We start from the raw sequence: 22,540 nt of genomic DNA on the forward strand, positions 1-22,540 counted from the left end.
CAAGTGACTTTTATTTGTTCGCCTCCGGCGAACACGGTGTCGCCGGAGGCGACGTCACTCGCCGGAGGCGAGCGGCTGCGGCACTCCGCCAATTCGTTGAACTGCGCGTTTGCGGCCATTCCGAAGTGTTTCCAGGATGCCTTCATTGCGGATAATGATCATACCATGCCGATCCGCTGTAATTCCTCGTTCTAACGTATAGGTATATTCGGGAACATTGCCGTTCATGCGTGTGGGCAGGTACTGAAAACCAATTGATGGGACCTGCTGTAAGCGTTCGCCTGCCTCCACAATATGGGAAGAGATGATGAACATGCTGTTCTTCTTTGCAGCAAAAGCAATGGTGATCTCCACCGTTGCTTCATGCGCGTCTTTCACATTGGTGCCGCGGAACATCTCATCGAAAATGATAAAAAGAGATTTATTGGCCTGTAATTCAGCCGCTACTTTTTTCACCCGCAACACTTCCGCGTAAAAATGGCTGGCGCCGATTCCTAAATTATCAGGCAGATTGATAGTAGTGTAGATTCCATCCAGTACAGAGAATTCCATTTCTTCCGCGGCCACCGGAAAGCCGATATGCGCTACATACACCGCTGTGCTTACGGATCGCAGGAAGGTGGATTTTCCTGCCATGTTTGCTCCGGTGAGGAACACCACGTTATTTGAGGCATCCATCGAAAAATCATTGCTCACCGGCTTTGCCAGCTCCGGGTGATATACACCTTTGAGCCGGAGTATACTTTTACCCTTCTCTAACGCCTTGGGAAATACGAAATTTCTTTCCCTCGCCACTTTAGCAACTGAAAGGAATACATCCAGCTGATAGATCTGCATCAGTAATTGTTCGATCTTGTTCCGCTCGCGATAGCGGAAAAGCAGGTCATACGCCGTGATGGCAGCATAAGATAATTTCGCTTTTTGTTGTTCGCGTAATACAGGTCCAAAAGCCGGGTCGAGGAGGAGGGAGGCAATCGCCTCCCTTTCCTTTGACCAGGACTCCATGGCTATGATTTCTTTCTTTTCAATGAATGCTTTGATCTGTTGCACCAGGCTGATCAGCGCTGTTACGCCATTGCTGATCTCTTTTTCACTGAGTACGGAATGTTGTGTACCCTGCTTTTTTTGTTCATCCGCCGCCACCAGATATTTTTCAGCCATATCGAATAATGCCCCTTCAAAAGGAAAGCGCATATCCATGCCCGCGAAACTTTTAATGATATCACTTCTGCGGTTGATCTCCTGCTGATCACTCAAAGGCTTGCTGAACATCTCTTTCAATACTGCTTCTGCGCCGCGGGTATGCGAGTGATTATAGAGATCGAATAATCCCTGGCTGTCTCGCTTGCCGAAGATCCGCAAATCTTCTATCGTTTGTTCATCGGTTTGTAAATACATCTTTTATTATTTTCTTTTCCGGCGGATCAGGAGTATGGCGCCACTGATGAATATAAGGGCAGGCAATACCCATACAAATATTATTTTCTGATAGTGAGCGGTTCTTTCCCCAATGTTCATAAAAATGTCTTCGGGATCTGGCCGGGCAGTAAAAATGGGGAACTGGTTATAGGCCAGCCAGCTATAGGCTGAAACCAGCCAGCGGAAATTCGTTGGACTAAGGCCCAATCGCATATTGCTGGCATAATCTGCGTCCCCGGCAATCAACACGCGTTGCTCTTTTCCATTGATATTTCTTGTCAGTTGTTTAATGGTTGTGAAAGAGGGGCCCTTGATATCTCCTTCCTGCGGGCTAAAGGGAGGCATCGTAGAGTCGATAACAATGGGCGCTACTTTCAGCCAGGTTCTCCCAATCTTTGTTGCAACAAGTGAATCCGACCGGAAGCCTTTATCGCTGGTCCAGGCAATTCCTGTAACGCCAGGCATAGATATAGTGGAAGTATCACCGGGCCTCAGATTTTTGAATCTTGCCATGTTCTCCGAAAGTCCACCAGTGCCGCGAGTCAAATAAGGAAATACCTTGTCCGGTGTTTCGTCGAAGGAAGGTTCCAGGATTTGCCCATTCATCAACTGAACGCCGAGATGCAACAATAAGGGATTCACTACATATTGTTTTCCTGGTTCACTGCTGACCATCAGATTGCCCCCGCTGGCGATATAGTTCTTTAGCTTTTCCATTGCTACCGGGCTCAGATCTACTTTTGGATCAGCCAGTACAAGGGCAGTAAGATCATTGGGAATATCCTGCGTGGAAAGGTTGATGGTATCTACATCAAAACCGGTATTCTGCATTGAAGCCCGGAATCCTTTGTGCGCAGTATGAAGCGCATATTCCCGTTCTCCGGTCTTACTGGTACTACGCTCCAATCCACCTGTCACAAATCCAATCTGTGGTATTTCGGCGCCTAATACGCGCTTGAATACTGCTGCCATATTTCTTTCGTCGGGCCAGAATTGCTCATCATCGAAAGTGCGTACAAACGCTGTGCGCCCCTGATATTTTAGTTGCATCACCAGGCGGTACGCTTCCGGTTTGAGGTTGATCATCCGGCGCATTTCATCCGGAGATCTGAACATGGAAAGGTCCGCATCGATCAGTTCTGCAGTCTCAGTTGCAATCTCTTTCAGTTGTTTACCCTGGAATTGCCGGTACAGTAAACTGTCGTCCTGTGCCGGATCGTTATCATAATAAAATTCATATTTGAACCTGATATCAGGTTTAAACCGGAGGTATTTCTCCCAAAACCCACCCAGGTAACGCGTGTTCCGGGACTCAGGCATGCCCGCTCCGAGCCCGCGTCCCACCAAATTGGTGAAGAGTGTAACTTCGAGCGTACTGTCTTTGCTGAACTCACGTAAGATGGCCTGTGTTTTCGGATGTATGGTATTGAGCTGCCCGGCACTGGTATCCCAATAACCAGTTAAGGCCGGTCTCGAGCTGGCATAACCGAGAAATAATACCACCAGGAAAACGGCGAGGTACCTGCCTGTTTTGATGAAGGGCGATATGGATTCCCTGCTATTTCTTAACCTGATGAATGTAAATGCCATGAACATCAGCGTAACCAACACAAAATAGATCACATCTTTTGTAACGATCAACCCGGTAAGCATTTTACCTGTCCGGTTTTGAAGGGATAGAAAGTAAGTAAGGTCACGTACGAAGTCGTACCGTTGCCATAAGCTTCCAATATGACCCAGTATAAATATCGCAACGAAAGTAGAAAGGGCAGATACGATCTGGTAAGAACTGAGACAACTCATGAACATACCAATAGCCGAATAGGTACAGATCAGCAGGTATAAACCCAACGCTGCGGAAAGCAATGGACCATAATCCGCCTTTTCGATCTCAACAATACCGGCAGTAATGAATATGCCAACGATCAGTAACAACAGGAGATTGTACATCATGATGCCGATATATTTACCAATGACAACTTTTCTCAGGCTCACCGGGGAAGAGAAAAGTAATGCAGCAGTACTATTATTGACTTCCCTGCTGATCAATCCCATGGTAAGAATAGGTATAAAAAAATACAGGTTGCTGATAATATTCTGGAAAAACTGTTTGGTTAAAAAGATATTATTCGTTAGGGAAAGACTAAAGCCTGCAAAAGATTGCATGTTCTTTTCCGAGAGTTCCTGCACATTAGCCAAATAATACACTGGTCCGCTAAAGAGAAGCGCGCATTGCACCAGGAAAACAATGAGTACGAACCAGGCAATGGGTGAGTAAAACAAGTACCGGAACTCGTTTTTTGCTATGCCGAAAATAACTTTCATGGCAGTATAATTTATTTTCTTTTTCTTCTGATTAAAATAACAGTACCTGTTACCAGCACTACAGCCGGTAGTACCCACAGTAACAGGATTTTTTGAAAACCTGCTCCTGCGGGGCTCAACAGGAATACATTGTCATTAGCCCTCGGGTAAGGTGTGTAAACAGGAAATTTGTTGTAACAAAGCCAGCTGAAAAGCGGAAGCAGGCTTGCATCCTTGTTCCTTAGGTTACTGAGAAAATCCGCATCACCGGCCACAATGATGCGCTGTTCCTTGTGATGGGTCTGCCTGGATAATTCAATAGCAGTGGTGAATGACCTTTCGCGAATATCTCCTTCTGCGGGACTGAAAACCGGTGTAGCCGAATCTATTACCAGTTTGCCGGCTTTCAGCCATGCCTTCCCGGGACTTGTCAAAAACAAAGGTTTAACCACAAAGCTGTTTTCCCCGGAATTTGAAATACCTGCTGCTCCGGCAAAACCTATCCTTAAACTGTCGGCAGTACTGCCGTGTTCCCATACATATTTGTGTTGAACCAGTTTGATATACTCTGCCAGATCAAAACCATCAGTGGTATAGTAGTTGGTTATTTTGTCCGGCGTTTCGTTAGCACTGGGCTCCACCAGTTGCCCGCTGCTGAGCTGAACGCCTGTTAGAGACAATAAAGGATTCAATACAGACTGTTTTCCCGGCTCACCCAGCATCAGCATATTGCCTCCGTTACCGATATAGCGTTGTAGTTTATTCAATACCGTTGTATCCATTGCCATCTTCGGATCTGCCATTACCAGGACAGATGCTGAATCCGGAATGTTCTGCGTAGAAAGATTAAGCGTATCTGTATCAAAACCATAATTGACCAAAGCCGCGCGATTCTTTTTATTCAGGGCAAGATCGAAATAATCACGCTCTCCCTTTTTATGGATATTGCGTTCAAGCTCACCCGAAACAAAATAAACTGCCGGAATTGTTTCCCCCGCTAATCTGCTGAACGCGGCATTCATATTCTGCTGATCCGGCCAGTGGCTGCCATCATTATAAAATCTAACCAGGGTAGTGCGGCCTTTGTATTTCAATTGCATGATCAGCTGGTAGTCCTCTGGTTCAAGATCGATCTGTTTACTGATTGCTGCGTATGGTTTGAACATGGCCGAATCTGTCTGGTACATTTTTGCTTTTATTCCTACTATTTGCTGCAGGGTCTTTCCTGGATAAGTTTCAAAGAGCGAACGCTCATTACTGGTTATGGCATAATAGTACTCATACTTATAGTTGATATCAGGCTTGAAGCGCTGGTATCCTTCCCACATTTGAGTAAGGTAATTATTGCGTTGCTGAGGAAGACCAAGTGTTGCTTTATCGGCAAACAGGTTGGTGAACAGTGTTACTTCCAGCGGTTCATCGTTGATTCTTTTCAACAGTTGCTGTGTCCGGGGATGAACAGTATTTGATTTGATGGCAGTAGCGTCGTAATACCCGGTAAACACCGGCCTCGAACTGATATAGCCAATGGCAAGTCCTCCTATAATGATCACCAGGCATCTGGCTGTTTTCACATACCAGGGTTTGGCTTCACGCCCGGCTTTCAGTTTCAGCAAAGTAAAGCCCAGGAACATGGCAATGATTATGAGATAATACATCAGGTCCCTGCTAGTGAACAATCCTACTACAAACTTCTCTGTTCGTCCTGCCAGCGACAGGAAAAAGGTCAGGTCTCTTATGAGATCATATTGTTGCCATAAGCTTCCGATTCTACTCAGGATGAACAATACAGCAAAGCTGGCGATAGCAGACACCACCTGGTAGGTAGTCAGGGAAGACATAAAGATCCCGATGGCAGTCAATGCCGTTAGAAACAGGTAAATACCCAGGCTTGCACAAAGCAATGGAGGAACATCCAGGGACTTGATGGTTGAAAATCCGGCTACCAGGAAAACTCCCACTACTGCTACCAGCAGGAAGTTATAAATGGCCATCCCCAAAAATTTTCCCAGTACGATGGTGCTGAGCTTCACAGGGGAGGAATACAATAGCCTGATAGTGCCGCTGTTGAACTCACGTCCGATAATGCCCATTGTCAATAGTGGTACAAACAGGTAGAGGTGCGGCAATATGGCGAACAGAAAACCTCCATTCATGTTCATGTAGAGGCCATTTGTGAATGAGTCGAATGCCCAGAGCGTTATGTTTGGATTGTTCTTGTAAATCAGGTGCATATGTTTTGCAACGAAGGTTATGGTGCCGGTATAAAAAAAAGCACACATCACCATCATAACAACCGTAAGGAACCAGGCTATGGGTGAATAGAACAGATTCCGGAGCTCATTCTTTGCTATTTGAAATATGATACGCATGATTGATTTTTTGGAATTGATTATTGGGCGGATTGTGATGACAGCTGTTTGAAAACGTCATCGAGTAGACCTTTATCAAATCCTATATCACTCAGGCGCCACCCGTTTTGCACACTGGCAGTTACCAGTCTTTCCTTTACATCCTTGTCCCCATCAAAAAAGATACGCGCCTGTGTATGCGTTATGAACTCAACAGCGCTTACCCCTTTTACCTGCATCAATTCTTCCTTCGGTGGCGGATTTTCCAGTGTAACAAGTATGGTGCTGGCCTTAGAATAATTGTTGAATGCCTCCATGCTGTCTGAAAAAACGATCCTGCCGTTTTCAATCATAATGATCTCGCGGCAAAGCAGGTTGATCTCTGATAAGATATGTGAGGACAATAACACGGTATGTTCCTGAGAGATCTCCCGGATCAGCTTGCGTGCTTCGATCAGTTGATTGGGGTCCAGTCCATTGGTAGGCTCATCCATCACTACCAGTTTGGGTTTATGGATGATAGACTGAGCAATGCCAACACGCTGGCGATAACCTCCGGATAAGTTTTTGATCAGCCTGGAGCTGAAATGCCCGATCCCGCAACGTTCTTTCACTTCCTCCACTGCGGGCCTGATCTTGCGTTTGTGGATCAGACGAAGGGTAGCGCAGTAAGTAAGGTATTCATCGATAGTGAGGTCTGTATACAATGGCGGTGTTTGTGGCAAAAAGCCGATTTCTCTCCTGGCTGCTTCCGGTTCTTTTCGGCTATCGATACCGTTTATATAAACCTTTCCTTCCGTCTGGTTCAGTGTACCACAAATGATATTCATGGTGGTGGACTTTCCGGCTCCATTGGAGCCCAGTAAACCAATGATGCCATGTGCCGCGATCTCGATATTGATATCGCGGATGGCCCAGCTGCTGCTATATCGGTGCGAGAGATTCTCAGTTTTTAATATCATGTATTGTATGATTTTGAATAATAGAAAAGGACATAAGATTTCCTGATCGATACTATCTGTTGTATCAACCTGTCCGAATACAGACCGTGATTATTTTTTATTGAATTGGTGGCGGCGTCAGACTGCTCAGGTGCGTCTTCATAAATAATTCCCTGACGGTTTCGTTTGTACTACTCTTTCTGAAAAAAATAATGTTGCAGATAAAGAATAGCAGGAAGATGGCAATGCAGGTGAAATTTTCTTTCATGTATTGCATGGCGCGGTGTAAATGCATTCTCACGGTATTGGGTGAGAGCTGCAAGCAGGCAGCGATCTCTGCCCGCTTCCAGCCTTTTTCCTTACTGAGGTGCAGCACCAGCTGCTGCCGGGCAGGCAGCTGATTGAAAATGTTTTTCAGCAGGATATGCTTTTCTTTTCCGGTGATGTATTCTTCCACTTCGAAGCTGGCAATATTTTTTTCTTCACTCAATGCCTTGTATATGCGAAGTTTTACATTCTTATGCCTGAGGTGCCTGGCAGACAGATTGGCTACAACCCTGATCAGCCATCCCACCGGGTTTTCCGGGATGATCTTTGCCCTTTGTTCCCATAATGCCAGGAATGCTTCCTGTACGATATCTTCTGCTACCTGTTGGTTCCTGGTGATCTGCCAGGCAGTGTATTGAAGGTGTGGGGTCCAGTCATCCACGATGCTGGTGAACTGGAAATGAAAAAACTGTTCAGGAACATCCTCACAGGGATATTCCTGCAACAGCCCAGGTACAGGTTTGTATTGCATGGAAATTGTCATGGCAGATATTTATCCGTTGTGGTTTCAGCGCTGTATTTAATCCGGTATTTTGAAACCTGCTTCTTTGGCGATATTCCTGATGATGCCAAACTTTTTCAGCACCAGGGTTTCGTTGGGATGCAGATCAGTAAACTCCTGCGGCGTATAGTAGAATACTGCTGTAAGAAAAGCTCTGAGATCTTCCGTCTCCAGCGGCATATTGGGGTAATCTCCCAGCGGAAAATCGAATATTGGATAAAAAAGGAAACCGATATCCTTTGGCGAAGGTTCCATGCCGGGAGCCAGGATAAGCAGCCACACATATCCTGAATAGATATCCACCGGAATGATAGCTCTTGTGGCCTCCCTCGATAGGCTGAAGAATTCCTTTTGCAACTGACTACCATAGCCGTCTGTGATCCTTCTTACTGCGATCCCCGCCAGAAGGGATGCTGCATACATTTTTCTTTCTTCTTCATTCATCGTTCCCACATCCTCTACTTTAATACCAACGGTATTGAATCCACTGATTGAAGTGATGCCATGAAAGATCTGGATCTTCCCGACCTGGTTATATGAAAATGAATCGAGCAGATAGATGCTGGGGATAATGCCTGCCGATGGAAGTTTAGGGACCATCTCGGTTTCCATCAATTGTAGCAGGGGCTGGATATTGTTCCTTGATGTAAGCGGCTTCGAGAAAACATTCGCACTACCAACCGGAGAATAATTCAGCGACAGTTTTATATAGGCATAACGGGCAGGTGTTTCTCCTTCTTTGCTGACCCGTTTTTTGTAAATGGAATCATTATAGAAAGTGGCAATGCCAGTGTTTTTAAAGAATGTATAGATCGAATGATCAACGGGGTCATTGGGATTGTCTTCAATGACGAAATAATTCTTGTCCTCATTGCTCGGCGCAGGTGATTTTTCCTTGCGGCAACTAACAGTGAACAATAAGCCGGCCAGCAGACAGCAGCTCAGTATCAATGTTGCAGGTTTCTGACGATTGTATAGTTTCATGTTACAGTGCAATTGAAATGAATGATAGAGCCGGTTATTGTTTCAGCGGACGGGCGGGCCTTGGTTCATTGGTCAGCAGTCCATTGTTGAATTCTATCTCATCGTTTGCGATGGGAACAATATAGGCTGCAGCATCCTGTTCATAGGGCCCGAGTTCATAATAACCATTGTCTATGTATTCGTTTCCGGAGAATACTACGGAACGATGTATAATGGATTTGCTGAACGGGTATTTACTGTTCACTGCATAACGGCGGAGATCGAACCAGCGGTGTGTTTCAAAACAAAGTTCCAGCCTGCGTTCATCACGGATAGTGTTGACGAGTGCGGCTCCTGTTGCATTTACCGGAGGAAGCTCTGATGGCTTGAAGCGTGTTTTTCTGAATTCCTGCAAAATGTTGCGGGCTTCCCCGGGGCGATCAAGGGCGGCCAGTGCTTCTGCCTTGTTCAGAAAAACTTCAGACAAACGCAGCAGGAACATATCACCCACATCATCAACCGATGCGTCGGGTGTTGCTCTCTTTTTTGCCCCTCTCATTTCTCCTCTGCTGTTCCTGTGAAAGAAAGCCTGCAGTCGCAGATCTCCCGGGGAATAGCCGAGGATAAGGTTTTCAGATGCTTTGTAGGCAGGTAGTGGAGCAACATCATATCTCAATGCCATAAGATGGGGCACCACCGCGCCGGATCCCATCGTGAATATCACTTCTTCAGCATTCCTGGTGAGAAAATCTGTCCCTGCCATGTGTACGTTCAGGTCTTTCAAACGGTAAGTACCGGTATTGATCACCTGGTCAGCATAATAAATGGCCCGCTCATAATTTTCCATGTAGAGATAAACCCTGCTGAGCAATGCCTGCGCTGCTGCCTGGTTAACGCGAATGGTGGAGGCTTCATTGGCGCCGGCCAATGCTTTCTCTGCTTCCAGCAGATCTGCTATGATCTGATCATATACCTGTTTGGTTGTGCTGCGGGTAGCGAACTGGTCTTTGATGGCAGCCTCTGTTTTCAGCGGAACGCCAAAATCAGTGGAGGCCGTTGCAGGCTTAAAGGGCTTCCCATAAGTATTCACCAGCATGAAGTAGTAATATGCTCTCAGAAAAAAAGCTTCTCCGGATATTCTTTTCAAAGTAGCGGCAGGTTCACCTTTTTCCTGCAATAATGGAACATTATGAAGTATGGAATTGATCCGGGCAATCCTGCTGTACAAGTCATTAAAAAATCTGTCGGTAACGGCAAGTTCTCCTTCGGTATTGATACGGGGCTGTGCCTGCCAGTAATGAAACCCGGTTTCATCGGGCATCCTGTTGGACCTGACGGGTACAACGGCCAGCAAATCATCATCCATTACGTGCAGTATTTCAGGATTGGAGAACTTCTGATAATCTGCATATACCTCTCCAACCAGCAATTCATCCAGATCATTGGCCGATTCAATAAAGCTGTTGTTCTGTGAATAGGTAGCCAGAAATTTTTTGCAGGATGAAGTACATACAAACAATATGCAAAGCAAAAGGATCCATGTTATGGTATTGTGTGATTGCATAGTGATGGATTTAGAAACTGATATTGAGGTTGATGGCATATACCGGTCTGATTGAAAGATTGATATTAGGGGAGGAGCCAGTCTGGGAAGGGTCCTGGCCACGAAGCGCTTTATGAGCAAATGTGTGAAGGTTGCTGCCGCTGAGATTTACGATAGCTCCCTTGCAGCTCAATTTCCTGCAGATTTCATTGGAGAAGCGGTAGCTTAATGAAACATACTGGAGTTTGAGGTAATCTCCTTTCACCACCCGCAGGTCTGAGAAATCATACATCTGATAGTAGTCTGTAGCAAATATGGTCATCTGATTAGGGACTCCCCTCCACCAGGCAAATTGATCATATTGAAGTGGAAAGCTGGTGGCTCCCTGTATGGCCGGGATATTGGTGAATTTCTCATCCCCGGGATAACGCCATCTTTCAGTAAATTCTTTGCGCAGGTTCTGTTGTGAACTCGGCCTGAAAGTGCCGTAGTTACCTGATGCGATCTGCAGCAACCTGATCTTGTTGCCTACACTATAGGTGAACGTTATATTGAGCGTCCAGTTCCCGTAAACGAAGGAGTTGTTGATACCGCCCTGCAGTACAGGTTCCCTTCTTCCAGACTCCACCATTACTGTACTGAAAACCTGGTCCTTCGTCATCTTGATATATTGTGCAAGGAGCTCCTCTTTATTTTCCGGTTCAGCGCCATAAAAAACAGGGAAGCCATATTCCGGATCGAGACCTTTAAAGCGATAAGAATAAAAAGTGTTTACAGCTTTCCCGGTGAGGGGTACTTTGCCACTCAAATAATCCTGGAAGTTGAGCGTGGCTGCGTCGATCATAACATTGCGGCTGTTGATATTGCTATTGATCAGCCTGTTGAATACCTGTCCCAGTTGCGGATCGAAGCGCCACATGAATCTTTTATTTCCGGCGCCCAGATTGTCGATGAACTTGAAGTTCAGGCTCAGTTCCACACCCTGGTTTTCCAATGTTCCTCCATTCACCACGTAAGTATTTCCCGGAGCTCCATTCACACCAGTTACTTTCTTTTCAAGGAATGCATTGGTGGTTTTGCTGTAGAAGTAACCCAGTGAGCCATTGATCCTTCCTTTCAGTATGGTGAAATCAAGCGAGCCATTGTAATCCTGTGTTTTTTCCCAGGCCAGGTCAGGGTTAGGAAATGATACAGTTGTGGAAGTATAGGCATTGTAAAAAGTACTGGCATTTCCTTTCCTGATAATAGTATAAGGTGTTTGACCGGGGAGCATATTCCCGCGTGTACCGAAAGATAAGCGCAGTGCCGCCATGTCTACCCAGGATACATTACGAAGTAAGTCTTCATGCACATTCCATCTGCCAGACAGCGCCCAGGTGGGAAGGAATTTTTCATTGCTTCGTGAACCGAATGAATTCGAAAATTCCTGACCGGTAGTGGCAGTGATCACATAGCGGTCGTTAAAAATATAGCTGGTAGTGAGATAAGGACGAACTGAATTTTGAATGCTCTCTATGATCTCGGGATCGCTATTGTTAGATAACCAGTTGCGATAGTCCGGATACTTGACCAGGTCTATCTGAGCGAAACTATGTCCACGCTCCGGGTAATATCCCCTGCTGATGGCTGAAGTTGAGTTGACCCGGTTGGAAAGTAATTCGGCAGCCACTTCTACAGTGAGCTGGTGTTTATTTTGCTGATCGAGGAACCTTCTGAAATTTAGACGGCCATTGATGATATAGTTCTGCCTCCTGACCTGTTGTGCGCGAAGCTCTCCTCCGAATGGCATCGGATCAAGTCTCGGATCGAATATTTTCAGTTTGTGATCGTATGCATTTTGTCTGAGCTGGCTGGCCCAGTCTGTATTTTCTTCAAACCAGATATCCTGACTGGAATTGCCACCGGTGTATGCGAGCGTGGACCGGAACTGGATCCCTTTGGCAATTTCATAACTGAGGTCTATGCTGGCGTTGTATTCATTGCTTTCGGCTCTCTGCATGGTATGATCCATTTCATGCAGGATATTCATCGTTTTGAAGTCTTTGAAATATTGGGGCGCATCACCGGTGCCGGAGCCAATGGTTGAATAGAAATAGGGCGATCCATCTTCATTGTACAGCGGGATGGCCCGGCTGGTACCATAGGCATAATTGAGCAGGCCAATCTCTGAAGGTGTATATCTTCTTTTTTCTTTGTTGAGCTGAACGTTGAACTCGACTTTGAATTTCCTGTAATTCATTTGAAGGTTCAGCATACCTGTATACCGGTCGTTGCTTTCCTTTTTGATGACTCCCGGTTCATTTTGGTAGCCAACAGAAGCGCGATAAGAGGCGGAACCGGTACCACCCGAAACACTTAGCGAGTGATTGGTGGCAAATACATCGCGCATCGTATTGCCCAGCCAGTCTGTATTCATGGATTCAGCCCTGTCTACGTTTTTTTTGAATGTCTCATAATCTGTCCGGCCGGCATAATAGTCAATAATATCTTTTTCATAAGCTTCCAGCGCTCCTCCCCGAAATGGCAATTGTTTTTCGATCATTTCACGGGATACATCTATGCGCTCACGGGAATCCATCATGTAAACGGATCTGTCTGTATACCTGGGTCTTCGTGTGTAGGTTCCTGTTACATTGTAGGTAACAGTGGGAGGGCCTGGTTTTCCTCTTTTGGTGGTGATCACGATCACGCCATTGGCCGCTCTTACGCCATACAGGGCAGCGGCAGTTGCATCTTTCAATACATCTATCTGCTCGATGTCGTAAGGATTTAATCCGGAAATGGCATTGCCCAGCAGGTTCACGAAATCCGGATCATTGATCCTTTCCGCAGGAATAGGGAAGGGATTGGTGCGAATGATACCGTCCACTACCCACAATGGTTCTCTCGAACCGAGGTAAGTGTTGGTGCCCCTGATCCGTAATTTTGGTGCAGCGCCCGCCTGCCCGGAATTTTGCATGAACATCATACCGGGCACACGGCCTTCCAGCATTTTATCTACTGTATTCAAACCAGGCTGAATGATTGAATCCATTCTCAGGGAGGTAACAGAACCGGTCAGGTATTTCTGTTTGATCTTCTGATACCCGTTATATACTACTGCATCTTCCAGCACTGCATTGGGTTCCAGCTTAATGATAAGACCACCGCCGGCCTTCACTTTTTCCTGAACACTGTTGTGCCCTACATAACTGATCTGCAGGTGACCGTCCGGGTTAGCCATGATAGAAAATGCACCTTTCTCATCACTCAGTGTTTGTATATTCTTACCTCTCACTTTGATGGTTGCATTGGAAAGCGGCTGGCCATTGGTACCGAATACGAATCCTGAAACCCTGATCAGTCCGGGGTTTGTATTGTCCGGTTCAGCATCGCTTTCAGGCGAAGCCTTTTCAGCAGCCGGTTTGGGCGATAGCACGATCTGTTTATTACTTAATACTTTGTAGAGGATCGGTTGGTTGCTGAAACAATGCGCCAGTACCGATTCAATGGAAGCATTCTTCACATCGATGGTGACCTTGCCTGTGTTCCTCAACAATTGCTGCTTGTAAAAGAACCTGAAATCTGTTTGCTTTTCTATTTCCTTCAGCACGGAACTCAGTGAAACATCCTTTCTGCTGATGGAAATAGACTGCGAGAAACCTGTTGCGCCAACAAGCAGCGCCATGATCAATAATGCAGTTCTGAGGGTCATAAATAAATCAGTTTTCTCTGAAAGTTTTGGTTAATAGGTAGCCATCGGCAACCTGGGCTGCGCGCTGTACCTCGTTCTGATAAAAGGTACCTGAATGATTGATCAATGTGTTATTGTGGTAATACTGTCAGCTGCCTGCCCTGGAATGAGAATTTAACCCCGGTGATCTCAAGCATGCTCAACAATTCGGACAGGTTCATGTTGCGGCTGATAGTGCCTTCAAATGCTTCCGGATTGATATTGCCCTGGTAAACCACTTCGATATCATACCAGCGGGTTACCTGCCGGAGGATTGCCTTCAGGTCTTTGCCATTGCAAACGAAGAATCCGTTTTTCCAGGCGATCACATCATTGGGGTCAGCAACCTGCCTAACCTGCAGTGCTCTTCCGGATAAGCTGAATTGCGCTTCCTGTCCGGGCGCCAGCATTTGTTGCTGATCACCGGCTTTTACGCGAACAGCGCCTTCCAGGAGGGTTGTGCTGATCTGTTCTTCATTCGTATAAGCATTTACGTTAAAGCTGGTACCGAGCACTTCGATCGCCTGGCCGCCTTCCACATCAACAACAAACGGTTGCCTGGGATTTTTAGCGATCTCGAAATAAGCTTCGCCTTTGATGGAAACCCTTCTTTCCCTGCCGGGAAATGAGGTAGGATAGGTGAGAGAGGATAAGGAGTTCAACCACACTTTGGTCCCATCCGCCAGTACAAGGCTGTACACACCTTTGCGTGGAACTTCCAGCGTGTTGAAGAAAACGGAATTACCCGTTGAAGAAGAGGTATAGGATAACTGGTGGCCATCATTACTGATCAACACACCATTTTTTTCATTGATAGGTTGATGACTGTTCTTGCCCAGCTGGATCTTTCTGCCATCGGATGTGGTGAGGATGGCTTGTTCAAAGCCAGGATTGGTGCCGGTTTGCGACGCAACCTGTGTTGAATCGTTGGAACGGTCATGCATAAGATACCATCCTCCGGCAGAGACCAGGGCCACAATGGAAGCGGCTGCTGCAAGCTTCTTCCACATGGGCGTTACTCTGGCAGGTAGCGTAGCATGCAGGGTAGTTCGCAGCCTGCTGAGTATCTTATCATGCAGCTCCTGTTCGGATCCTTCTTCCTCATTGCCTACATACACTTCCAGGTTACGGTCATAATCCTGGTACCATTGTTCCAATGATTTCATTTCCTCTGTTGTGGCAGTGCCGGAAAGATATTTCCTGATCAGTATGTTCAATTGTTCCTGGGTCATCATTATTATAGTATGAATAAATTGTTACCTCCCTACCCGGGGAGCTGTTTATTTTTCCATTTTTTTTGAATCAGAAAGAAAAGAAGGCGGAGAAGAAGTCCTTCAGGTTGAGACGGAGCTGCCGTAATGCAGTACTGATATGCTTTTCAACGGTCTTGCGGGAAATATTCAGGTCCCGCGCAATCTCAGGGTTCGATTTCCCCTCCAGGCGGCTTTGCTCAAATACAATGCGGCATTTTTCCGGGAGTTGATGGATCTTCTGACTGAGCAGGGAAGCAAGTATCCGCGCATCCAGTTGATCGGAAGGCAGGATAGTGGCGAGGTTTTCATGCGAGTCCTCCGAAACCGGCACATGCTGCATGGACTTGTTGATGTATTCCAGGATCTTATACTTTACAGCAACAGCCAGGTAGGCTTCGAGTGATTTGATATCGAGCTCAGCCCTGCGCAACCAGATGCTGGCAAAAATATCATGGACGATATCTTCCGCATCATGCTTCGATTGTAATTTATGGAAAGCCAGTGTGAAGAGTTTTTTCCAGTAACGTGAGTAGATCTGCTCAAATGCAAGCTGGTCGCCATCTTTCAGGAGTGCTAATAATTGCTCTTCGCTATATGTTTGATAGACCTGCAAGGGGAGTCCTCTATAAGAGTTACGATAGTGTTTAGGTAGTAGGACAGGTCTTGGTATTTCAAATATAGGGAAAGCAAATGAGCCTTTGAACATATAAAATTTATAATTAATTTCCAGTATTCATCAGAAAAGGTGTAAACACGGATGATACGTTAAACAGAACACGTTATTTTCATAACGTTATGAGCGGGGTGGATCGCCTGCACCGGAAAAATAACCAAGACTAAATGCAAATCGAAACATCAGAGTTCCCGGTAATAAAATCGAAAGAAGCAAAACCCCGGGCCAAAGCAATAACCTTATCATACTGGAAGCAATTTTTTCTTTACCTGTCCGGTACCGATCTCAGAACTATCCGGCAATGTTCTCCGGACCTGGCTACCCGTTATGCAATTTTAGGTGGTCTGCTGTGCATACCTGCCATGGTAGCTTTTTTCTCTTCGTCATATGCATTTTCCATTCTTTTCGAAAACTCAGGCTACAGCTGGATAGCAGGGATCTTCTGGGCCCTGATCATTCTTATGATCGACAGAAGCATTATTGCCCAGAACCCGGAGATCGAAGGCGATCCTGTTACAGTGGGAACAGAAAACCTGAGCAAAGGTGCAGGAAGAAGGACCAGGACCTTCTATGCTGGCCGGATCATCATCAGCATAGTCCTCGGCTGTGTAATGGCTGAACCACTTTGCATCAGGATCTTTGACGATGAAATAAAAGAACAGCTTGCAAAAAGCAAAAAGGAACAGTTCGCAGATCAGAAAAGACCGCTGGAGCTTGCCATTGCAGCCATCGATACTGCTATCGCGAAAGAAAAAGAGAAATGGGATAATAATGAAGATGCCGCTGTAGCCGAAGCCAATGGATCATCAGGCTCACCAAGAGGAACAAGGGAAGTGTGGCGGGCCATAAAGGATCGCGCCAACGAACAGAAAACATTCTTTGAGGATTTCAGGAAAAAGAAATCCGCAGAGCAGGATTCCCTGGTACAACTCATTACAAAACTGAAAAACGATATCAATGCGAATAAGGCTGTTGGCTTAACGGGCCAGATGAATGCATTGCATGACCTGTCTTCCAAAGAATTGAATTTACTGATCAGCATCTGGGCCCTGCGCATTCTTTTATTCTGCATCGAACTGATCCCGCTGCTTCTGAAATCATCCCTGAAAAGGAAGTCCGATAGTTATGTGGTACTCTGCCATCAAAACAATAAAAAGACCATCGGCCTGAATCAAAACGACAAGCATAGTTTGGCTGTGAAGAATATGCTCAAGGCCCGTATGGAGGAAGATCTCCGGATCAACAATATGCTGAGGAAACGCAGCATGACCAATATAGCAGAAGACCTCGGCTTCTACCTCACCATCAACCAGCAGGCGGCAGAAAGCTTTGAAAAGGAAAAATCGCTACTGGAAAGAACTATATTGGACCAGGAGTTAAGAAAGAAAGCGATAGCAGCTCTTGCTGTTTCTTATGAAAATTTCGTCAGCAACCTCAAAGAATTGTATAACAGCGAAGAACCCATCAATGATAAACAAAGTTAGAGAACTATCCCTCCGCTTGCTGGAAGATAAAGTGATCGGCATATTCCTTAGTCTGATCGCTATTATCTGGCTGGCATTCAATTTCTCAACGGATGTGAAAACCGCCAATGATTATTGGACTGGCAAGGAGCGATTTTCATTACTTTCGGGAACAGCTTTTTTACTACTGTTGACCATCGGCATCTTAAAGCTGCTGTACAAACGAAAAAAATACAAAACAGAAGGCATCCACACCTACCGCACAGCCGAATACAACGAGAAAGCATATGCGCTTGCCTATGAAATAGTCAATAACTACAGGAGGTCAGAAGCATTCAATCATATCGTAAACACACACAGGGATAATGTCAGGGATTACTTCAATGATCTGATCAGTACTTTGCAGGAAAAGATCAACAGCCATATCACGGAGGAAACACTCCGTGGTTTCGATAAAGTGAAAAACAATGTGGAAGGGCAGAAAGCCATGATCTCATCTGTATTCAGGCAGTTTGCCAATATCCCGGCCATCGAATCTTATCTGACAGGGCAACACAGGAACTGCCTGAGCGAGCTTAGAAATGACCTGCTGAAAAAGATCCGCTCTAATGCTTTATTCGCTTCCTTCACTCATTTCAGGAACAATAAAGGAGAAGGACCAGTCACCGCTGAATTCGACCTGGATGCGGCAGATATCGCATTTGAAATAGATTCCATACTGAAACAAATACCCGACCTGTCTTTCCAAAACCTCTTATCGAAAGAGAAGCAGGACAACGATATGACCATCGCCGGCCTGATGGCGGCCGGCATGACGGCCGATGATATTGCACATATCCTGAGCGATGTTATCGGAGGCGAATCGGCAGATTATATCCTTCATGAATTGATGGAATATGCCGGCACCTTTATCCCGGTCATAGGTCAGGTATTTGTGGTAATAAAAATATTCAAGTTTCTGTATGCTATGCGAGACAGGGCTGAAGACCTGCAACAATTGAGAACGGAGATCTATCAATCTTCCCTGAGCTTTTACCAGGGGATCAGCAAAAGGGCCAGTGCAGCCATTTATGCAGACAGCTCACTGTACATGGAAAAGCTGTCGGTGTCTTTTAAGGACAATTATGAAAGGGCCAGGAAATTCAAGAAGCGGAGCGAATGGTACAAATGATCCAAAGAATGTGGTTCTGACAGGCAACATGCTAAACTGTCAACCCAAACTGCAATGGCACGAAAGATGCTTCTTAAGAAATAAAACAAGGGAATATGACAAATCAAATGGCAGTACTGGCTGGTGGTTGTTTCTGGGGAGTTGAAGAGCTGATTCGCGCCCTTCCCGGAGTGATCAAAACCAGGGTAGGTTATACAGGAGGCGACGTTCCCAATGCAACCTATCGCAACCACGGAACGCATGCAGAAGCAATAAGAATAGAATTCGATCCAAACCGGATCAGTTACCGGCAGATCCTTGAATTCTTCTTCACGCTTCACGATCCCACTACTTTGAACCGCCAGGGAAATGATATCGGCACATCCTATCGTTCAGCCATCTTCTATCTGAATGATGAGCAGAAGCAAACGGCAACGGAACTGATAGCAGAACTGACCGCCGCCAATGTTTACAAAAAGCCCATCGTTACAGAAGTTACAGCGGTTTCAGATTTCTGGGATGCAGAAGAAGAACACCAGGATTACCTGCAAAAACATCCTTACGGATATACTTGCCACTTTGTCCGCCCGGAATGGAAATTGAAAACAGCGGAGTGATAGCGTTAACATAAATATTATATAAAAGGAAAACAGGACAAGAGGAATATTCCCTTTGTCCTGTTTTCTTTTAGATGAGTATTCTTTACTCTACCAATTTTGTTACGCTGATATGTTTTTCCAGTGTATCGATGGTAGCAGCGGTTTGTACCAGTTCCACCACCACTTGTTTACGCGCAGTTGTCCAGCGCCCCAGTGTAATATTGTATACTCCTCCCATCATATTGTATAGTCCTGCATCAGTAGGAGCTACGGGATATTTTTCATTGATAGGATAAGGCATATTGTTGGTATTGCCTGCGGAACGATAATGCAGGTAAGGAACAATTACAGGCTTATAGGTATTGGGATCGATGCTTACTGAGTACATGGAGTACCAGTCGTTGTTACAGATCCGGTAACCTAATATTGGATCTTTCGCGGGATCGAAGATAGCGGCACTACCACCGGTTGCAATAAACAATACATCCTCCGGAACTGATGTTTCGGTAATAGTAGTTCCCTTGAATATAGCCAGGCCACAGGAGTTTCCATTGTTGGGGAAAGGGCCGGAAGTACCGAATTCACTGGTATGCACCAGGCCTCCGTCTCCAAGATTAGGAAGCGTACTGCCGGTTACAGCATTGTTGCCACTGGTCAGGTAAGTTTTCTGGTACCAGTTGGTGGAAGCAGGGAATGCATAAGTGCCTGCAGAGCCATTGATCTTCTTACCCTGGAATCCGAAATAGAAGAACTGTCCTTTTTGAACGCTGCCTGTATTGATATCATATTTGATGGTACGCTGTCCGCCCGTGGCCCATCCGGCATCGAGCAGGGTAGCAGAGCTGGCTCCTCCTGAATTGACGCAGAAAACGATACAGTAAGGAGTGGCTGCAAAATCAATATCCTTTGTGGCGAGCATTTGAACATATTCCTGTCCTCCGTCCCCGCCCTTTGGATCGCTCTGGAATCCGGAGATGAGGAGATCCTGCACGGAAGAGCCCATGTTCACGATATCATCCCCGTTCCTTGTTCTGAGTGTAACTTTATCTTCAGAAGTCATGAAGGGAATGCCAACATATGCAGCAAGACTGAATGGCGTATTGTTGGCATAGTCCACTGCAGGATCAGTATACAGATCGAGATCACCAAAACCATCATTGATCTTTTTGGAGCCACTGATCACTTCACCTGGCAGGGGAGCGGGATTGAAGCTTGACTTATTGACGATGCAAAGAGAGCTTTCATAATTGTTGGGATTTGCCTGCAACTGCGCTACTGTAACCGCGTTGATATCCACCACACCTTTTCCGGCAGGATGGATATGCGACTCCGTTAGTCCCGTAATAGTGAGGATACCATTCTTACGGGTGAGCATGCCGCTATTGATATCGATCACAAGGGAATCACCGGGATGATATTTTTCGGCGGCAGCGCCAAGCTCAATTGAGATGCCCCGTAAGGTTGCCAGTCGACGGCTATCCTGCACTATCAGCAAGCCTTCAGGCAGATTTCCAGTTTCATGTTCGGAGATCACCACTACAGCAATTTTGGTGGCGCCATAAACAGTCTCTTTCGTAAGCGCAACATCCTTTCCCTTGTAAATCGGACGAATGTCCAGCACTGACACGATTTCAAACGGCACGCCGCCGGGGTAATTCTCGTAGGTCTCTTTATTGCAACTACCAATAATGGTAATGCTTATCGCAATGGAGAAAATATATAAGAAGCATTTCATCGTCATGATTTTTTGATTGTTTCATTAAGGTCTCTGCCACCAGACATTGGTGAATATTTCGTCAGGGCCCTGTGCGGCTACAGCAGCTTTGTAATTCACAGGATTGGCTGCCTGAACATAAACAGGGTAGACCAGTCTTGCCGGCATTACTCCACCATTCATCAGGCCTGGTCCTTTCGGTAAAACAGGATGACCGGTGCGCCTGTATTCAAACCACTGTTGCAGATCGGTCATGAACAATGCATAATATTTCTGTAAATGGATCATTTCCATTTTTGTTTCCAGTGGCAGATTATCATCCCAGAGCTCACCGGCTGCATCCAGGTTGGTAAGATGCGTGGCAAAATTGGCATGGGTAATGCTCTCATTGAAATTAGGCACCCAGTAATTGATGGCGGATGCGATGCCCTGATAATAGAATGTTTTTGTATCGCCGGTGATCCATCCTTTGGCAGCGGCTTCCGCGAGTATGAACTGCACTTCAGCATACTGCATGATGATACCTGTATTGGCATTTTGCTGGAGAGACCAGGTGCCGCCGGTACTGGTATTATCATAGCTTTGGAAATAACAACCCTTGGTATCGCCATTGCCGGGAATATATCCGCTTGGTACGCCATACCATCCACCACCGCTGGCCTGTGAAATTCCAAGTCTTCCAATGCTTCCCGATCCGTACGGTGTAGAGGAAACATAACGGGGATCAGACCACGAAACAAGGTTGTCGAGGAAGAAACTGCAAAGGGCCGGGCCGCGAAAATCCTGCGCACGTATGCCATTCACGAATGGCGAAGTATAAGGATCGGTAGTGCTGGTGCCGCCGGTCCAGAGTAACCTGGCGCAATCCGCATTGCTTTGAAAGATGGGATACTGGCCAGGGTTCTCCACTATCTCTTTGATCTTGGCAATGCACTGATCCTGCACTTCCGGTTTACCGGAAATACGCAGCAGCAATCGCAGGTAAAGGGAATTACCAAATTTTCTCCATTTGGCAATATCTCCCTTATACATGGGATCGCTGGAAACCACGATGGTGCTGCCTCCTGCAAGTAAAGTATTGGCTTCTTCCAGTTGTTTGAACAGATCGAGATAGATATCTTTTTGTTTATCGAAAACCGGGATCAGGTTTCCCTGATCTCCTTCCAGTGCGTCTGAGTAAGGGATATCGCCATAGATATCTGTGAGGTTGGCAAACAGCCAGACCTTGCCGATCTTACCGATACCCTGGTAAGAAGTGTTGGGCGTTTTGGCTGTACGCGCCAGGCTATCCACCTGCTTGAAATTGGTGAGCTGTACAAACCATGCATTCCATAAATAGTCAGACATGCTGGTCCTGAATGCATACCTGAACACGGTATTGTCGCCATCACTTTGCGATACTGTAACCTGCATCAGTTCATTATTGAAACTCCGGTTACGGCTCATGCCGGGCCAGATGGAATTCACAAGCGCCGGCGCCAGCAGCTTGTCTGAAGTTGTTTCCAGGAAATTGATAGGATCTGTATTCAGGTCCTCAAATCCCTTGTTGCATGAATAGAATGCCGGCAACGCCATCAACACCATACATGCTGTAAATATTTTCTTTCTCATCTCTGTGCTTTTATA

At 46.0% G+C, this 22,540-nt stretch carries 15 protein-coding genes; 3 read left to right on the plus strand and 12 right to left on the minus strand.

Going from position 1 to position 22,540, the window contains the following annotated elements:
* Nucleotides 1-54: 54 nt before the first annotated feature.
* From FSB84_RS23325 to FSB84_RS23370, 10 genes are all read right to left on the minus strand, one after another.
* Entirely contained in the window at nucleotides 55-1,398 is a 1,344-nt protein-coding gene (locus FSB84_RS23325; protein WP_130540267.1) for a MutS-related protein, read from the minus strand.
* Nucleotides 1,399-1,404: 6 nt separating this feature from the next.
* Nucleotides 1,405-3,744, minus strand: a complete 2,340-nt coding sequence (locus FSB84_RS23330; RefSeq protein ID WP_130540268.1) for a Gldg family protein — start codon at nucleotides 3,742-3,744, stop codon at nucleotides 1,405-1,407.
* 11 nt (nucleotides 3,745-3,755) lie between these two features.
* Nucleotides 3,756-6,095: a Gldg family protein gene (locus FSB84_RS23335; RefSeq protein WP_130540269.1), complete on the minus strand. Its 2,340-nt coding sequence runs from the start codon at nucleotides 6,093-6,095 to the stop codon at nucleotides 3,756-3,758.
* Nucleotides 6,096-6,115: 20 nt separating this feature from the next.
* A complete protein-coding gene (locus FSB84_RS23340) occupies nucleotides 6,116-7,036 on the minus strand; it encodes an ABC transporter ATP-binding protein (protein WP_207234217.1) in 921 nt (306 codons plus the stop codon).
* Between the two features lie 97 nt (nucleotides 7,037-7,133).
* Entirely contained in the window at nucleotides 7,134-7,826 is a 693-nt protein-coding gene (locus FSB84_RS23345; protein ID WP_130540271.1) for an RNA polymerase sigma factor, read from the minus strand.
* Between the two features lie 36 nt (nucleotides 7,827-7,862).
* The gene (locus tag FSB84_RS23350; protein ID WP_130540272.1) at nucleotides 7,863-8,828 is read right to left on the minus strand and encodes a hypothetical protein; all 966 of its coding nucleotides are present in this window, start codon (nucleotides 8,826-8,828) and stop codon (nucleotides 7,863-7,865) included.
* Nucleotides 8,829-8,862: 34 nt separating this feature from the next.
* A complete protein-coding gene (locus FSB84_RS23355) occupies nucleotides 8,863-10,371 on the minus strand; it encodes a RagB/SusD family nutrient uptake outer membrane protein (protein ID WP_158644080.1) in 1,509 nt (502 codons plus the stop codon).
* 10 nt (nucleotides 10,372-10,381) lie between these two features.
* Nucleotides 10,382-14,044 (minus strand): SusC/RagA family TonB-linked outer membrane protein, encoded by a 3,663-nt coding sequence (locus tag FSB84_RS23360; RefSeq protein ID WP_130540274.1) that lies wholly within the window; start codon nucleotides 14,042-14,044, stop codon nucleotides 10,382-10,384.
* Nucleotides 14,045-14,154: 110 nt separating this feature from the next.
* Complete coding sequence (locus FSB84_RS23365; RefSeq protein WP_130540275.1) at nucleotides 14,155-15,297, minus strand: FecR family protein; 1,143 nt, start codon at nucleotides 15,295-15,297, stop codon at nucleotides 14,155-14,157.
* A 67-nt stretch (nucleotides 15,298-15,364) separates the two neighbouring features.
* Nucleotides 15,365-15,928 (minus strand): RNA polymerase sigma factor, encoded by a 564-nt coding sequence (locus FSB84_RS23370; RefSeq protein WP_158644081.1) that lies wholly within the window; start codon nucleotides 15,926-15,928, stop codon nucleotides 15,365-15,367.
* A gap of 227 nt (nucleotides 15,929-16,155) precedes the next feature.
* Between FSB84_RS23370 and FSB84_RS23375 the strand changes: the two genes are divergently transcribed.
* From FSB84_RS23375 to msrA, 3 genes are all read left to right on the plus strand, one after another.
* Nucleotides 16,156-17,472 carry a DUF4407 domain-containing protein gene (locus FSB84_RS23375; protein WP_130540277.1) on the plus strand — a complete coding sequence of 439 codons (1,317 nt, stop codon included), beginning with the start codon at nucleotides 16,156-16,158 and terminating at the stop codon, nucleotides 17,470-17,472.
* Entirely contained in the window at nucleotides 17,456-18,622 is a 1,167-nt protein-coding gene (locus FSB84_RS23380) for a hypothetical protein (protein WP_130540278.1), read from the plus strand. Before FSB84_RS23375 ends, FSB84_RS23380 begins: the two co-directional genes overlap by 17 nt.
* Nucleotides 18,623-18,717: 95 nt before the next feature.
* Nucleotides 18,718-19,218, plus strand: coding sequence for a peptide-methionine (S)-S-oxide reductase MsrA (msrA, locus tag FSB84_RS23385; protein WP_130540279.1), 501 nt, complete (start codon nucleotides 18,718-18,720; stop codon nucleotides 19,216-19,218).
* An 85-nt stretch (nucleotides 19,219-19,303) separates the two neighbouring features.
* On the opposite strand, the gene FSB84_RS23390 is transcribed toward msrA, so the two are convergent.
* Together FSB84_RS23390 and FSB84_RS23395 are read right to left on the minus strand one after the other, a co-directional pair.
* Nucleotides 19,304-20,935: a DUF5689 domain-containing protein gene (locus FSB84_RS23390; protein WP_225979871.1), complete on the minus strand. Its 1,632-nt coding sequence runs from the start codon at nucleotides 20,933-20,935 to the stop codon at nucleotides 19,304-19,306.
* Nucleotides 20,936-20,959: 24 nt separating this feature from the next.
* Entirely contained in the window at nucleotides 20,960-22,525 is a 1,566-nt protein-coding gene (locus FSB84_RS23395) for a SusD/RagB family nutrient-binding outer membrane lipoprotein (RefSeq protein ID WP_130540281.1), read from the minus strand.
* Nucleotides 22,526-22,540: the final 15 nt, after the last annotated feature.

The organism is Pseudobacter ginsenosidimutans, from assembly GCF_007970185.1.
Lineage (GTDB): Bacteria > Bacteroidota > Bacteroidia > Chitinophagales > Chitinophagaceae > Pseudobacter > Pseudobacter ginsenosidimutans.

Bases quoted from the DNA above. Each gene is read 5' to 3' on its own strand.
- FSB84_RS23325 (WP_130540267.1), bottom strand. From the start codon at position 1,398: ATGTATTTACAAACCGATGAACAAACGATAGAAGATTTGCGGATCTTC.
- FSB84_RS23330 (WP_130540268.1), bottom strand. From the start codon at position 3,744: ATGAAAGTTATTTTCGGCATAGCAAAAAACGAGTTCCGGTACTTGTTT.
- FSB84_RS23335 (WP_130540269.1), bottom strand. From the start codon at position 6,095: ATGCGTATCATATTTCAAATAGCAAAGAATGAGCTCCGGAATCTGTTC.
- FSB84_RS23340 (WP_207234217.1), bottom strand. From the start codon at position 7,036: ATGATATTAAAAACTGAGAATCTCTCGCACCGATATAGCAGCAGCTGG.
- FSB84_RS23345 (WP_130540271.1), bottom strand. From the start codon at position 7,826: ATGACAATTTCCATGCAATACAAACCTGTACCTGGGCTGTTGCAGGAA.
- FSB84_RS23350 (WP_130540272.1), bottom strand. From the start codon at position 8,828: ATGAAACTATACAATCGTCAGAAACCTGCAACATTGATACTGAGCTGC.
- FSB84_RS23355 (WP_158644080.1), bottom strand. From the start codon at position 10,371: ATGCAATCACACAATACCATAACATGGATCCTTTTGCTTTGCATATTG.
- FSB84_RS23360 (WP_130540274.1), bottom strand. From the start codon at position 14,044: ATGACCCTCAGAACTGCATTATTGATCATGGCGCTGCTTGTTGGCGCA.
- FSB84_RS23365 (WP_130540275.1), bottom strand. From the start codon at position 15,297: ATGATGACCCAGGAACAATTGAACATACTGATCAGGAAATATCTTTCC.
- FSB84_RS23375 (WP_130540277.1), top strand. From the start codon at position 16,156: ATGCAAATCGAAACATCAGAGTTCCCGGTAATAAAATCGAAAGAAGCA.
- FSB84_RS23380 (WP_130540278.1), top strand. From the start codon at position 17,456: ATGATAAACAAAGTTAGAGAACTATCCCTCCGCTTGCTGGAAGATAAA.
- msrA (WP_130540279.1), top strand. From the start codon at position 18,718: ATGACAAATCAAATGGCAGTACTGGCTGGTGGTTGTTTCTGGGGAGTT.
- FSB84_RS23390 (WP_225979871.1), bottom strand. From the start codon at position 20,935: ATGAAATGCTTCTTATATATTTTCTCCATTGCGATAAGCATTACCATT.
- FSB84_RS23395 (WP_130540281.1), bottom strand. From the start codon at position 22,525: ATGAGAAAGAAAATATTTACAGCATGTATGGTGTTGATGGCGTTGCCG.